A 12904-nucleotide genomic window follows, 5' to 3' on the forward strand; every position below is an offset into this window, starting at 1 on the left:
TCAGTCCCGCCGCCAATAGGCATAAGCGCCCACCTGGGCGAAGCCCAGCCGCTCATACATCACGCGCGCGGGCGCGTTCGCCGCCGTCACCGCCAGCGCCAGCTCCTGCGCCCCGTGCTCCAGTCCGAAACGGGCGGCGCGCCGGACCATCCAGGTCCCCAGCCCCCGGCCCCGCGATTCCGGCAGCACCGCCAGCGCGTGCAGCATGGCATATCGCCCATGCACCGCGACAAAACCCACGCCCGCCGCGCGGTCCCTGGTGCGCCCGAGGATCGCGGCCTTGGGATGCCCGGCGCGATCGATGATCGCCTGCCTTTCGGGACCGATGCCGGTCTGCGCCCACAAGTCGCGCTGGATCGCCAGCGGAGGCCAGCAGTCCATCGCCGTGACGGGCGGGATCGGCGGCTCGGCCAGGGAGGCCAGCGGCGCAGAGAGAACAAGCGTCGGATCAAGTTCCCGGTAGCCGCGCGCCGCCAGCACCTCGGCTAGGACGCGGTCCCCGGCGTCCACCGAGAACAGCAGCGGCTGCCCCCAAGCATGGTGCCGGGCCTCGGCTGCGGCGATGGCGGCCTCGGACCAGTCCGCCACGGCACGGGCGGCGCTGACGCGGCCGCCTCCGCCCTCGCCGCGCGCGACCACGAAGGCCCCCTCGCGCGCGTATTCAGCGGCAGGCCATGTAGCCGTCCAGGCCGCCTCGAACTCGGGCGAGATCAAAGGGCCAGCCGTGCGACCAGTGCGGCGCGGGCCTGCGCCACCTCCTCGGCGTCGAGGCCCCGGATCACCAGGTTCGTGCCGTAGCGCCCTTCCTCGGTGAAGGGGTAGCTGCCCAGCGACAGCCGGGGATAGCTGCGCGCGACCTCTCGCAAGCCGTCGGCAATCTCGGACTCCGGGCGCTCGGCCCGGATCGTTTCCGACACGGGCGGACGGCCGGGGGTCAGGCGGGGCAGCAGTGCCTCGACCATGCTGCGGAAGACGGACGGCACCCCCGCCATGACATGCAGCCCCCCGATCGAAAAGCCAGGCGCGGCCGATTCGGCGTTCTCGATCAGCGAGGCGCCCACGGGGATGCGGGCCATGCGCAGGCGGCTTTCGGTGACGGGAGTGCCAAGGCGGTTCCAGCGCTCCTCCATCACGCGCTTCGCCTCGGCGTTGATCTCCAGCGGCACGCCATAGGCGTCGGCGACCGCGTCGGCGGTGATGTCGTCATGGGTCGGCCCGATCCCGCCCGAGCTGAAGACCATGTCCCAAGCGCCGCCCAGATGCCGGTCCAGCGCCCGGATCGCGGCCACGATCGCCTCGTGGTCGTCGGCCACCACGCGGATTTCGCGCAGGTCGATGCCCACCGCGTTCAGGATGCCGGCCAGGTGATGGGCATTGGCGTCGCGGGTGCGGCCGGACAGGATCTCGTCCCCGATCAGCAGGATGGCGGCGGTGGGATTGTCGGACTGCATGGGGCTGCCTTTCTGTTCGGGCGCCATATTGCCAGCGCGCGGGACTGGAACAAGTGGCCTTCCGGGACTATCTGGCAAGTCAAGCGAAAGGACTGCCCGATGAACGAAGCCCGCGTCACCCCCGAGGGAATCCGCATCCACGCCCGCGAGGACTTCGAGGGCATGCATGCCGCCGGCCGCCTGACCGCCCGGATCCTGGACGAGGTCGGCGAACGCGTCTTCCCGGGCACCACCACGGGCGAGATCGACGATTTCATCCGCACCCGGGTCGAGGAACTGGGCGCGACCAGCGCCACCATCGGTTATCGCGGCTACCAGCACGCAAGCTGCATCAGCGTGAACCACGTCGTCTGCCACGGCATCCCCGGCGAGAAGCGGCTGGTCGATGGCGACATCCTGAACATCGACGTGACGGTGATCTTGGACGGCTGGTTCGGCGATTCCAGCCGCATGTATGTCGCGGGCACGCCCTCGGTGAAGGCGCGGCGGCTGATCCAGGTGACCCATGACGCGCTGATGAAGGGGATCGAGGCCGTGCGTCCCGGCGCGACCTTCGGCGACATCGGCGCGGCGATCCAGACCTATGCGGAAGGGCACCGCATGTCGGTCGTGCGCGACTTCTGCGGCCATGGCATCGGGCGCGTCTTCCACGCGCCGCCGAACGTCCTGCACTTCGGCCGCCCCGGCAAGGGCCCGAAGCTGGAGGAAGGGATGTTCTTCACCATCGAGCCCATGATCAACCTCGGCCGTCCCGAGACCAAGGTTCTCGCCGACGACTGGACCGCCGTGACCCGCGACAAGTCCCTGTCGGCGCAATTCGAGCATGCCGTGGGCGTGACCGCGGACGGCTGCGAGATCTTCACCCTCTCGCCCGCAGGCAAGTATTTCCCCGCGATCTGAGCGCGCTCAGCGTCTGGCACCCTTTGCCAGCGCGACCGCGCCCTTGGCCGCAAGCCCGGCCAGGGTGGTCACGGCCAGCGCCACGGTCTTGCGGTTGCGGATAACAAGGCGCGCGACCTTCAGGCCGGTCTTGATGTTGCGACGATAGGACATGGCCAGTCTTCCTTTGGGATGGGACTGGCTCAATGCATCCGGCGCGCCGAAGTTTCAGCGCGCCGCTTTGGCCCGAGGCCTCACGCCAGGACAGGAGCCGGCGCCTCGACCGGCCCGTCGGTGAACTGGAGCCGCGCGAGCCGCGCGTAAAGCCCCCCCTGCGCCACCAACTCCTCATGCGTGCCCTGCTGGACGATGCGGCCCCCTTCCATCACCACGATCCGGTCGGCCTTCTTCACGGTGGCCAAGCGATGTGCCACGATGATCGTCGTGCGCCCCTGCGCCAGGGCGTCGATGGCGTCCTGCACCAGCCGCTCGGACTGGGCGTCCAGCGCGCTGGTCGCCTCGTCCAGCAGCAGGATCGGCGCGTCGCGCAGGATCGCGCGGGCGATGGCGATGCGCTGCTTCTGGCCGCCCGACAGCATCACCCCACGCTCGCCCAACTGGGTGTCGTAGCCTTCGGGCAGCGACATGATGAAGTCATGGGCATTGGCGGCGCGGGCAGCGGCCTCGATCTGAGCGTCCGTCGCGCCGGGCTGGCCGAAGCGGATGTTGTCCCGCGCGGTGGTGGCGAAGATCACCGGGTCCTGCGGCACAAGGGCGATGGCGCGGCGGAAATCGTCGCGGGCCATGTCGCGCAGGTCGATGCCGTCGATGCGGACGCGGCCATGGTCGGGGTCCCAGAAGCGCTGGATCAGCTGCACCACGGTCGTCTTGCCCGCGCCCGAGGGGCCGACCAGCGCCACCGTCTCGCCTGGGCGGATCGCCAGCGTCACGTCGTCGAGCGCCGAGATGTCGGGGCGGGTCGGATAGCGGAAGCCCACCGCGTCAAAGTCGATGCGGCCCGCGACCGGACGGGGCAGCGGCACCGGCTTGGCAGGATCGCGCAGCGTGTCCTCGGTCGCCAGCAGGTCGCCCAGCCGTTCGGTGGCACCGGCGGCGCGCTGAAGCTCACCCCAGATTTCGGACAGCGCCCCCAGCGAGCCTGCGACGAGGACGGCGTAGATGACGAACTGCACCAGCTCGCCCACGGTCATGACCTCGGCGCGCACGTCCCGCGCGCCGACCCAGAGGACGCCCACGACGCCCGCGAAGATCAGGAAGATCACCAGCGCCGTCATCACCGCGCGGATGCGGATGCGCCGCTCGGCCGAGCCGAAGGCGGTCTCGGTCACGCGGGCGAAGGCGGCGCGGGTGGGCTCCTCGGCGGTGAAGGCCTGCACGGTCTGGGCGGCCAGCAGCGCTTCCGAGGCCGTGCCCGAGGAACTGGCGATCCAGTCCTGGTTTTCGCGCGACAGCACCCGCAGCCGGCGGCCCAGCACGATGATGGGCACGATCACCACCGGCACCAGCAGGAACAGAAGGCCCGTCAGCTTGGGCGAGGTGATGAGCAGCATCACCAGCCCGCCGATCACCACGATCGTCTGGCGCAGCGCCAGCGAGACGGAACTGGAGATCACCGACAGGATCAGCGTGGTGTCGGTGGTGATGCGGCTGATGATCTCGCCCGTCATCACCCGCTCGAAGAAGGCGGGCGAAAGACCGATCACCCGGTCGAAGACGGCGCGGCGGATGTCGGCCACGACGCGCTCGCCCAGCCGCGTGACCAGGGCGTAGCGCAGCGCCGTGCCCAGCGCGAGGGCGGCCGCGATGCCGAGGGCGGCAAGGAAATACTGGTCGAGAAGCTTCGCCCCCTGGTCGAAGCCGTCCACGATGCGGCGGACGGCGATGGGCAGGACCAGGCTGACGGCTGCCGTCGCCAGCAACGCCACCAGCGCCGCCGCCATCATCGCCCGGTAGGGGCGCAGGAAGGGCCAGAGCGCCCTCAGCGCACCGATGCGGCGGGTGGTCGGGCGGTCGATCGTCGGCTTGGGTTGGCGGGCCAAGGGCTTGCTCCGGCGCTGGGTCCGGGATGGTGTAGGCATTGGGCCGCCTTGGGGCAACCCGAAGCCCTGCGGCATCCTGCCCTGACGGCCCCCTTGGTGCGGGAAGTTCCCTCAGACGCCGCCCATGATCGCGCCGATCACCGCGCAGGCCAGAATCGCATAACCCATGTCGATCAGGGTCATCACCATGGGGCGGGGCGAATAGGTGTTGGTGATGAAGAACCAGGGCGCCACGATGGCCGCGCCGATCCCCCCACCCCAGCCGAGGCCCGGGACGACCCCGTCGATGCCCGCGCGCACGTAGAGGATGCGGATCATCGCCGCGATGGCGACCAGCGCCACGCCCGCCAGCAGGTAGGGCGTGACCGACCGCGACAGCGGGTGGCCGATGTTCTGCACCTGCAGGGCCGAGGCGTTGCTGTAGACCCGGTCGTTCAGCCGATACCAGATCGCGCCGACCACCCAAGCGAGAATGGCGGCCGCAATGACGATCATCAGTTCCATGCGCTCACCCCTTCGCGCCCGAAAGCGCCAGCACCGCGTCCCATTCCTCGGGCTGCACCGGCTGGACCGACAGGCGCGAGTTCTTGACCAGCACCATCTCGGCAAAGCGCGGATCGGCCTTGATCTCGGCCAGACCCACGGCGCGTGGCAAGGGCTCGACCGCGCGCAGGTCCACGCATTCCCATTTCGGGTCGGCGGCGGTCGAGTCGGGATGGGCCTCGGCGATCACCTCGACGATTCCGACCACGGCCTTGCCGAGATTCGAGTGGTAGAAGAACCCCCGGTCGCCCAGCTTCATCTCGCGCATCAGGTTGCGGGCCTGGTGGCTGCGAACGCCGTCCCATTCTTCGCCCGCGTCACCCTTCGCGACGAGGTCGTCCCAGGAAAACACGTCCGGCTCGGACTTGAAGAGCCAGCGGTTCATCCGATGGCCTTGCGCCAGGCCATGACCTCGACCGAGTCGAAGACATCGGCCGCCGCATAGGGGTCTTCCGCGACCCAGTTCTTCGCCGCGTCAAGGTCGTCCGCCTCGATGATCAGCAGCGAGCCGCAGGGATTGCCGTCCTCAAGGAAGGGGCCGGCCAGTTGCACCCGGCCCGATCCGTTCAGCCAGGCGAGATGCGCCTCGCGCGTGGTCAGGCGGGCATCCAGGCGACCGGGCTTGTCCCGGCAGATCACGGCAAACAGCGGCATCATTCCTCCTTGAGCGGGCGTGCGAGCAGAAGCTCCACCGCCTGTTTAACGCCGAGGCGGCCCCCGGCAAGCCCGGCGATCAGGGTCGAGACGGGCATCTCGATCCCCTCGCGCGCGGCGATGGCGGCGACGGCGCGGGCGGTGGCCGCGCCTTCCACGGTGACATGGGGATCGAAGGCCTCGGCCCGGCCCAACGACAGGCCATAGCGGAAGTTGCGCGACTGCTCCGAGGTCGCGGTCAGGATCAGGTCGCCCAAGCCCGACAGGCCGGTCAGCGTTTCGGGGTCGGCGCCCTTGGCGACGGCGAAGCGGGTCATTTCCGCGAACCCGCGCGTGATGATGGCGGCGCGGGCGGAATCGCCCAGGCCCGCGCCGATGGCAACGCCTGCCGCGATGGCGATGACGTTCTTCAGCGCGCCGCCAAGCTCCGCCCCCGTCACGTCGGTCGTGCGGTAAAGCCGCAGCACGGGGGTGGAGAGCGCGTGCTGCAGCCGGTGCCCCGCCTCCGCATCCGCGCAGGCGAGCGTCAGCGCGGTGGGCAGCCCCCGCGCAATATCAGCGGCGAAGCTGGGGCCGGTCAGGACCGCCACGGTTGCGTTGGGGCACGCCTCGGCCAGCATCCGCGCGGGCGAGCGGCCGGTGGCGAGGTCGATGCCCTTGGCGCAGCTGACCAGCGCGCGCTGGTCGAGGGCCGGCGCGTGGTCCGAGAGGAAACCGCCCATGGCCTGCGCCGGGACGGCGACCAGCAGGATGTCGGCGTCGGGTAGGTTTTCGGTCACGCTCACGCCCCCGGGCAGTACGACGCCCGGCAGCAGAGGGTTCTGCCCCTGCCACTCGATCCGCCGCCCCCACAGCGTCACCGGCCCCTTGGCCGACAGCGCCACGGCCAGGGCCGTGCCGAAGGCCCCTGCCCCAAGAACGGCGACGCTCATGCCTTGGCCCCGCGCTTGCCCGCGCCCAGCATGGGCGCGGCGCTCTGGTCCAGGGGCCAGCGCGGGCGGGCGGCGAGGTCCATGCCGTCGCGATGGCCCAAGCGGAACCGCTCGATCCCCGCCCAGGCGATCATCGCCGCGTTGTCCGTGCAGAGCGCGAGCGGCGGGGCGAGAAAGCGCGCGCCTGCGTCCGAGGCCACCCGCTCCAGCGCCGCACGGATGGTGCGGTTGGCCGCGACCCCTCCGGCAACGGCGACCACCGGCACATCGGCCTGCGCCAGGGCACGGCGGGTCTTCTCGGCCAGCACCTCGGCCACGGCCGCCTGGAAGGACGCGCAGATGTCGGCGCGCAGGCTTTCGCGCAGGCCGCCCTCGGCCGCGACTGCCTGATCGCGGACGCGCAGCACGGCGGTCTTGAGGCCCGAAAAGCTCATGTCGCAGCCAGGGCGGTCCAGCAGAGGGCGCGGCAGGGAAACGGCGTCAGGGTCACCCTTCGCCGCCTCGGCTTCCACCGCAGGACCGCCCGGCTGGGGCAGGCCCAGCAGCTTCGCCACCTTGTCGAAGGCCTCGCCCGGCGCGTCGTCGATGGTGCCGCCCAGGCGCGTGAACGCTTCGGGGCCCGAGACGCGCAGGAACTGGCAATGCCCGCCCGAGACGAGCAGCATCAGATAGGGGAAGCCGATCCCGTCCGTCAGGCGGGGCGTCAGCGCGTGCCCGGCAAGATGGTTGACCCCGACCAGCGGCAGCCCCGTTCCGGCGGCCAGCCCCTTGGCCAGCATCACCCCTGCCATGACGCCCCCGATCAGACCCGGCCCTGCCGTCACGGCGATGGCGTCGAGGTCGCGCAGGGTGACGCCTGCCTGTTCCAGCGCCGCCTCGACGCAGAGGTCCAGCCGCTCGGCATGGGCGCGCGCGGCGATCTCTGGGACCACGCCGCCGAAATCCGCGTGCAGCGCCGTCTGCCCCGAGACGACCGAGGACAGCACGCGCCCGTCGTCGGTCACCACGGCGGCGGCGGTGTCGTCGCAACTGCTTTCAATGCCAAGGACGGTCAGGGGCATGGTTGAATTCGCGGGAAGGCTGCGGCTTATCGGGGGTTAGCACCGGCCCGAAGGAAACGCCATGCGAGAGCCCGCCCCCCTGCCGCCCGCGGTCCTGATCACGCGGCCCGAACCTGCCGGACGCCGCTTTGCCGCGCAGATCGCCGGGCTGGGCCTGCGCTGCGTCGTCGCACCCCTGCAGCGGATCGTGCCCGTGCCCCATGACGCGCAGGCTCTGGACCGGGCGAAGGGGCTGGTCTTCACCTCGGAAAACGCGGTGCCCTTTGCCGGTCCCGGCGCGGGACGCCCCGCCTTCTGCGTGGGCCCCCGGACGGCCGAGCGCGCGCGGGCGGCGGGATTCGACGTGACCGAGGGGCCGGGCGACGCGGCCGGGCTGATGCCGATGCTGCAGGACCTCGGGCCGGGCTGGGTGCATCCGCATGGCGCGCATCTGGCGGCGCGGCTGCCGATGCCGGGCGTCGTCGTCTATGACCAGCAGGCCCTGCCCCTGCCACCCGAGGGCGCGGCCCTGCTGCAGGGGGCCGCGCCGGTCATCCTGCCGCTGTTCTCGCCCCGCTCGGCCAAGCTGGCGGCAGAGGCGGCGCGGGACGCAACCGCGCCGCTGTGGATCGTGCCGATCAGCCCCGCGGCCGAGGCCGCCTGGGCCGGGGCCTGGATGCGCGGCCCCCTGCGGTCCGAGGTCGCGGACAAGCCTGACGCGGAAGGGATTGTTCATGCCATTCACCGCCTGCTGGATGCGGAACGCGCGCCCCTCGGCGCGGGTTGAGCAGGCCGGCGCGCCCGTCTAGGGTTGGCGCCACCGCGCCGCCTTCAGCGGCGTGTCTTCTGCCAGGGTTTTCGACGCACCGGGGGCTGGGTTGCCACCGGGAACTTCAAGGGATCGCCGCGCCATGACCGACCGCCCCGACGACGCCGCACCGCACCGCCGCCCCGAGCCGGCGGCCCCCGGCACGGCCCTGCCCTCGCACGAGGCGTCGGCACCCGATTCCGCAAGCGCCGAGGTGCCGCCCGCGCCGCCCATCGAGTCGGCGCTGGTGGGCGAGAACGGCGACCGTCCGGCCATGTCCCGGCGGCCCATGGACGAGGACAGTCCCGAACGGCCGGTCACGATCGACATGCCTGATGGCGGCAAGGTGGATGCGGGTGCGGGGTCGGAGGCCCGGATCGAGGCGACGGAAACCCGCTCGGCCATTCCGGCAGTGACGCGGCCCGCTCCCCCGAGCACGGCGTCCAACGACGCCGGCAGCACCCGGACGCCTGCCCCCAGGCGTCGGGGCGGCTTCATGCCCCTGTTCCTCGGCGGCGTCATCGCGGCAGCGCTGGGCGCCGGGGCGGCGTGGTGGGCCGTCCCGCGCCTGCCCCCCGCATGGCAGCCTGCCCCCGTCGCGAACAGCGCCGGCACCGAGGCCCTGCGCGCCGAGATGGAGCGGCAGGCGGCCGAGATTGAGGCTCGCGCCGTCGAAGCCGCCCGGCAGGCCGCCTCGGAGGCCGCGACCCAGGCCGCAGGTGCCAGCCTTGCGGACCAGGGCGGCCCCCTGGTCGAACAGGCCCGCCAGGCGGGTGCCGATGCCGCCGCCAAGCTGCTGGCCGAGGCACCCGCCGCGCCGGGTGCAGACCCCTCGGTCGCGACCACGCTCGCCGCCCAGGCACAGCAACTTGCCACGCTGGACGAGGCCGTGACCGCCCTGCGGAGCGCGCCCGCCGAGACCGTGGACCTTGCCCCTCTGCAGTCGGCAACCGAGGAACAGGCCGCGCGGCTCACCGCGCTGGAGCAGACAGTCGCCACCCTGCGCGACACGCCCCCGGTTGATCTGGCCCCTCTCCAGCAGCAGTTCGAAGCCCAAGCGGCCCAGATTGACGAACTGGCGCAGCGCCCCGTGGTCGATGCCGCGGCAGTCGAGCGGCTGAACGCGCTCGCCGCCGAGGCCGACACCCTGTCCCAGCGCCTCTCCACCGCCGCCGACGAGGCTCAGGCGCGGCTGGCCGAGGCGGAATCGCGCGCCACCGCGCTGGCGCAGTCGGCCGAGGACGCTGCCCGCCGCGCCCAGGCCGCCTCGGCCGCGCTGGCGATCGGCGAGGCGCTGCAGACCGGCGACTCGCCCTCGGCCGCGCTGGCGCAGCTTGAGGACGCTGGCGTGACGCCGCCCCCTGCCCTGACAGCCCAGGTGCCGACGCTGGACGCGCTTGTCGCCGCCTTCCCGCCTGCCGCGCGCGCCGCTGTGCGCGCCTCGCTGCAGGCCGAGGCGGCCGAGGGACAGGGCAGCATCATCGGGAACTTCCTGCGCGCCCAGACCGGCGCCCGCTCGGTCGCGCCGCGCGAGGGCTCGGACGCCGATGCGGTCCTGTCGCGCGCAGGCGCGGCGGTCGAGCGCGGCCAGATCCAGGCGGCTCTGGACGAACTGGACGCCCTGCCCGAAGCCGCACGCCCTGCCATGGCCGACTGGACCGCGCAGGCGCAGGCCTATGTCGCGGCGCAATCCGCCCTGGGCGCGCTGGTCGCCCCGGCAGCCCCCGCAACGGAAGACGCGGCCCCTGACGCAACCGCCACGCCGTCCGAGGCGGCCGCCCAGCCTGCCTCGGCCGCCGATGCCGCGGCCGCCGAAGCGCCCCCTGAACCCGAGCCCGAGGCGGGGACCGCCGAAGCGCCCGCCACCTCCGAACCTTCCGCCCCGGCCGCCGAACCGGCACCCACGGGCGCGGCACTCCGCCCCACGCCGCCGGTCATCACGGCCACCGTGCCCCTGCACCAACCCGACACGCCGCCGGCCGACGCCGCCGCAGCCCCGTCCAACTGAGGTTCCCGCCGATGCTGCTTACGCTTCTCAAGGTCACCTTCTTCTTCGCCGTCGTGCTGGCGGCGGCGCTGGGGGCGATGTACCTGGCCGAACATGGCGAGCCTCTGCTGGTCCAGTTCAACGGGGTCGAATACACGCTGGGACCCGTGCAGGCCGCAATCGCCGCCGTCGTGGCGCTGTTCCTCGCCTGGCTGGCCGTGCAGGTCCTGCGGCTGGTCTTGGCCTTCCTGCGCTTCCTCGCGGGCGACCGCACCGCGATCCACCGTTACTTCGACCGCACCCGTGAACGCCGCGGCTACCAGGCGCTGGCCGAGGGGATGCTGGCCGTCGCCTCGGGCGAGGGCCGGCTGGCGCAGGACCATGCCAAGCGCGCCGCCAAGTACCTTGATCAGCCGCACCTGACCAACCTGCTGGCCGCCCAGGCCGCCGAGACGGCGGGCGACGCCACCCATGCCGAGCAGGTCTACCGCGCGATGCTGGCCGACAACCGTACCCGCTTTGTTGGCATCCGCGGTCTGATGCAGCAGCGCCTGGTGATGGGCGACACAGAAACCGCGCTGCGGCTGGCCGAAAAGGCCTATGCGATCAAGCCCACCAACGCAGGGCTTCAGGACACGCTGCTGACGCTGCAGACCCGCGCCCATGACTGGAAGGGCGCGCGCTCGACGCTGAAGGACAAGCGGAAGCAGGGCGCGCTGCCCAAGGACGTGGCGATCCGCCGCGACGCCGTGCTGGCCCTGCAGGAGGCCTCCGAGGTGCTGGCCCACGGCAATTCCATCAGCGCGCGCGAGGCCGCGATCAGCGCCAACAAGGCCTCGCCCGACCTGGTGCCGGCCGCCGTGCTGGCGGCGCGCAGCTATCTGGCGCAGAAGGACACCCGCAACGCCAGCCGCCTGCTGCAGAAGGCCTGGGGGGCGCAGCCCCATCCCTCGCTGGCAGCCGCCTATGCTGAGATCGTACCCGACGAGACGCCTGCCCAGCGGATGCGCCGCTTCGAGGACCTGATCCGCCAGAACCCCGACCACGAGGAATCGCGCCTGCTGCGGGCCGAGTTGGCGCTGGCGGCCGAAGACTTCCCTGCCGCGCGCCGCGCGTTGGGCGACATCGCGGATACCCATCCGACCGTGCGGTCCATCGCGATCATGGCAGCGGTGGAACGCGGCTCGGGCGCGGATGACAGCGTGGTGCGCGGCTGGCTCGCGCGCGCGATGAACGCGAGCCGCGGCCCGCAGTGGGTCTGCGACAACTGCCACAACATCATGGCCGAATGGTCGCCCGTCTGCGACAGCTGCCACGGCTTCGACACGCTGACCTGGCGCGAGCCACCGGTGGATTCGCGCATGGCGATGGCGGGCAACGGGGTCGAGATGCTGCCCCTGATCGTCGGCCGTCCCCGGCACGCGCCGGACACTGCCGGAGCCCACGAGGACCAGACCCTGGCCGAGGTTTCGCCGTCCCTGCCCGCGCCCAAGCCGCAGCGCCCCGCACCCCGCCCCGTCCGGCCCGGCATGGTCGAGCGTGATTCGGACTACGAGCCTTCCTCGACCGTGACCCACCGCGAGAAGCCTGCGGACAGGAAACCGCGGCGCGAGGTGGCACGGGCCGAGCCCTCGGCCCCCGGGATGACCGGCCCAGAACGGCAGGCACCGGACGCCCAGGCAGCCGCGGCAGGGGCAGTTCCGCAGCCCTCCGTTGACCCGGCGCCCGCGGCGGCCGAGGCGCCGACCGTTGTCACCGTCGAGGTGATCAATCCGGCTGCGGGCGAGCCCCCGGTGCGGCCCGATGTCGAGCCTTTGACGTCACCGGGGCAGGAAATGCGCTGACCCCCTTTTCCTGCGCGCGGGATGGTGCTAATCCGCCCCGCACGCCGCAGTAGCTCAGCTGGTAGAGCACGTCATTCGTAATGATGGGGTCGGGGGTTCGAGTCCCTTCTGCGGCACCAGTTCCCATTCACTCGCCTGCCACGCCGCCCCTGCCGGGCGGCGCTGCCTTTTCGGGGATGCGCCTCAGCCCCGGGGGGCGGCGTAGACGGCGGCCCAGAAGACGGTCTTGCCGTCCGACCCGACCGCCCGGCCGATGCCGAAGTCGGCCACGGGCGGCAGCATGATGTTCTGCGCGTGACCCGAGGACCGGCTCCATGCCGTCAGCACCTGTCCGAGGTCGAAGGGACCGGCGGCAATGTTCTCGGCCGTCACGGTGGGGCGATAGCCCACGCCCTTGACCCGCTGCGCAGGACCCTGCGTGCGGCTGCCCTGATGGGCCATGACCCCGCGGCGGGCCATGTCGCAGGCGTGCTTTGCCGCCGCTTGGGCAAGGCGCGCATTGGCGCGGACCGGGGGCAGGTTGGCGGCCGCGCGCTGCTGGCTGGTCACGCGGGCAGCGGCTTCGTTCTCGCCCCGGCTGGTCGCCAGGCAACTTGCGGCGCCGGGTGCGGATGCCTGCACGCGCAGCGGCTCGGACAGAACCGCTCCCGGCAGGATCAGGGTAAGAGCCGCGGCGGCGAGCGAAAGCTTTGTTTTCATCTTGGCC

The 12904-nt window shown here is 72.0% G+C and carries 14 protein-coding genes and 1 tRNA gene; 5 read left to right on the top strand and 10 right to left on the bottom strand.

Annotation, left to right across the window (positions count from 1 at the left end; genetic code table 11):
- Window positions 1-714: a GNAT family N-acetyltransferase gene (locus BLQ03_RS09055; protein ID WP_090755057.1), complete on the bottom strand. Its 714-nt coding sequence runs from the start codon at window positions 712-714 to the stop codon at window positions 1-3.
- Window positions 711-1451, bottom strand: a complete 741-nt coding sequence (locus BLQ03_RS09060; protein ID WP_090755059.1) for a competence/damage-inducible protein A — start codon at window positions 1449-1451, stop codon at window positions 711-713. Before BLQ03_RS09060 ends, BLQ03_RS09055 begins: the two co-directional genes overlap by 4 nt.
- 99 nt (window positions 1452-1550) lie before the next feature.
- Between BLQ03_RS09060 and map the strand changes: the two genes are divergently transcribed.
- Window positions 1551-2351: a type I methionyl aminopeptidase gene (gene map, locus BLQ03_RS09065; RefSeq protein WP_090755061.1), complete on the top strand. Its 801-nt coding sequence runs from the start codon at window positions 1551-1553 to the stop codon at window positions 2349-2351.
- 6 nt (window positions 2352-2357) lie between these two features.
- Here the strand turns inward: map and BLQ03_RS18290 are convergent, their stop codons facing one another.
- The 7 genes from BLQ03_RS18290 to tsaD all read right to left on the bottom strand — a co-directional run bounded on the left by BLQ03_RS18290 (window position 2358) and on the right by tsaD (window position 7580).
- Complete coding sequence (locus tag BLQ03_RS18290) at window positions 2358-2504, bottom strand: hypothetical protein (RefSeq protein WP_175558819.1); 147 nt, start codon at window positions 2502-2504, stop codon at window positions 2358-2360.
- Between the two features lie 80 nt (window positions 2505-2584).
- Entirely contained in the window at window positions 2585-4390 is a 1806-nt protein-coding gene (locus tag BLQ03_RS09070; protein WP_090755063.1) for an ABC transporter transmembrane domain-containing protein, read from the bottom strand.
- Between the two features lie 111 nt (window positions 4391-4501).
- Window positions 4502-4894 (bottom strand): DUF1761 domain-containing protein, encoded by a 393-nt coding sequence (locus BLQ03_RS09075; RefSeq protein ID WP_090755065.1) that lies wholly within the window; start codon window positions 4892-4894, stop codon window positions 4502-4504.
- A 4-nt stretch (window positions 4895-4898) separates the two neighbouring features.
- Window positions 4899-5318, bottom strand: coding sequence for an EVE domain-containing protein (locus BLQ03_RS09080; protein WP_090755067.1), 420 nt, complete (start codon window positions 5316-5318; stop codon window positions 4899-4901).
- The gene (locus BLQ03_RS09085) at window positions 5315-5590 is read right to left on the bottom strand and encodes a YciI family protein (protein ID WP_217629688.1); all 276 of its coding nucleotides are present in this window, start codon (window positions 5588-5590) and stop codon (window positions 5315-5317) included. The genes BLQ03_RS09080 and BLQ03_RS09085 overlap by 4 nt, the downstream gene beginning before the upstream one ends.
- On the bottom strand, window positions 5587-6519 hold the full coding sequence (locus BLQ03_RS09090; protein WP_090755071.1) for an NAD(P)H-dependent glycerol-3-phosphate dehydrogenase: 933 nt from the start codon (window positions 6517-6519) through the stop codon (window positions 5587-5589). The genes BLQ03_RS09085 and BLQ03_RS09090 overlap by 4 nt, the downstream gene beginning before the upstream one ends.
- Complete coding sequence (gene tsaD, locus BLQ03_RS09095; protein ID WP_090755073.1) at window positions 6516-7580, bottom strand: tRNA (adenosine(37)-N6)-threonylcarbamoyltransferase complex transferase subunit TsaD; 1065 nt, start codon at window positions 7578-7580, stop codon at window positions 6516-6518. The genes BLQ03_RS09090 and tsaD overlap by 4 nt, the downstream gene beginning before the upstream one ends.
- A gap of 61 nt (window positions 7581-7641) precedes the next feature.
- Between tsaD and BLQ03_RS09100 the strand changes: the two genes are divergently transcribed.
- The 4 genes from BLQ03_RS09100 to BLQ03_RS09115 all read left to right on the top strand — a co-directional run bounded on the left by BLQ03_RS09100 (window position 7642) and on the right by BLQ03_RS09115 (window position 12317).
- On the top strand, window positions 7642-8346 hold the full coding sequence (locus tag BLQ03_RS09100; RefSeq protein WP_090755075.1) for a uroporphyrinogen-III synthase: 705 nt from the start codon (window positions 7642-7644) through the stop codon (window positions 8344-8346).
- A 124-nt stretch (window positions 8347-8470) separates the two neighbouring features.
- Window positions 8471-10375: a COG4223 family protein gene (locus BLQ03_RS09105; protein ID WP_090755077.1), complete on the top strand. Its 1905-nt coding sequence runs from the start codon at window positions 8471-8473 to the stop codon at window positions 10373-10375.
- 11 nt (window positions 10376-10386) lie between these two features.
- The gene (locus tag BLQ03_RS09110) at window positions 10387-12198 is read left to right on the top strand and encodes a heme biosynthesis protein HemY (RefSeq protein WP_090755078.1); all 1812 of its coding nucleotides are present in this window, start codon (window positions 10387-10389) and stop codon (window positions 12196-12198) included.
- 43 nt (window positions 12199-12241) lie between these two features.
- Window positions 12242-12317 (top strand) — tRNA-Thr (locus BLQ03_RS09115).
- A gap of 64 nt (window positions 12318-12381) precedes the next feature.
- Here the strand turns inward: BLQ03_RS09115 and BLQ03_RS09120 are convergent.
- Window positions 12382-12897: a CAP domain-containing protein gene (locus BLQ03_RS09120; RefSeq protein ID WP_090755080.1), complete on the bottom strand. Its 516-nt coding sequence runs from the start codon at window positions 12895-12897 to the stop codon at window positions 12382-12384.
- Window positions 12898-12904 lie beyond the last annotated feature (7 nt).

This window comes from Paracoccus chinensis (assembly GCF_900102885.1).
Taxonomy (GTDB): domain Bacteria; phylum Pseudomonadota; class Alphaproteobacteria; order Rhodobacterales; family Rhodobacteraceae; genus Paracoccus; species Paracoccus chinensis.

What these genes read in the sequence shown, in the direction of transcription:
- BLQ03_RS09060 (WP_090755059.1), bottom strand. Translation starts at nt 1,451, where the DNA reads ATGCAGTCCGACAATCCCACCGCCGCCATCCTGCTGATCGGGGACGAG.
- map (WP_090755061.1), top strand. Translation starts at nt 1,551, where the DNA reads ATGAACGAAGCCCGCGTCACCCCCGAGGGAATCCGCATCCACGCCCGC.
- BLQ03_RS18290 (WP_175558819.1), bottom strand. Translation starts at nt 2,504, where the DNA reads ATGTCCTATCGTCGCAACATCAAGACCGGCCTGAAGGTCGCGCGCCTT.
- BLQ03_RS09075 (WP_090755065.1), bottom strand. Translation starts at nt 4,894, where the DNA reads ATGGAACTGATGATCGTCATTGCGGCCGCCATTCTCGCTTGGGTGGTC.
- BLQ03_RS09080 (WP_090755067.1), bottom strand. Translation starts at nt 5,318, where the DNA reads ATGAACCGCTGGCTCTTCAAGTCCGAGCCGGACGTGTTTTCCTGGGAC.
- BLQ03_RS09085 (WP_217629688.1), bottom strand. Translation starts at nt 5,590, where the DNA reads ATGATGCCGCTGTTTGCCGTGATCTGCCGGGACAAGCCCGGTCGCCTG.
- BLQ03_RS09090 (WP_090755071.1), bottom strand. Translation starts at nt 6,519, where the DNA reads ATGAGCGTCGCCGTTCTTGGGGCAGGGGCCTTCGGCACGGCCCTGGCC.
- tsaD (WP_090755073.1), bottom strand. Translation starts at nt 7,580, where the DNA reads ATGCCCCTGACCGTCCTTGGCATTGAAAGCAGTTGCGACGACACCGCC.
- BLQ03_RS09100 (WP_090755075.1), top strand. Translation starts at nt 7,642, where the DNA reads ATGCGAGAGCCCGCCCCCCTGCCGCCCGCGGTCCTGATCACGCGGCCC.
- BLQ03_RS09105 (WP_090755077.1), top strand. Translation starts at nt 8,471, where the DNA reads ATGACCGACCGCCCCGACGACGCCGCACCGCACCGCCGCCCCGAGCCG.
- BLQ03_RS09110 (WP_090755078.1), top strand. Translation starts at nt 10,387, where the DNA reads ATGCTGCTTACGCTTCTCAAGGTCACCTTCTTCTTCGCCGTCGTGCTG.
- BLQ03_RS09120 (WP_090755080.1), bottom strand. Translation starts at nt 12,897, where the DNA reads ATGAAAACAAAGCTTTCGCTCGCCGCCGCGGCTCTTACCCTGATCCTG.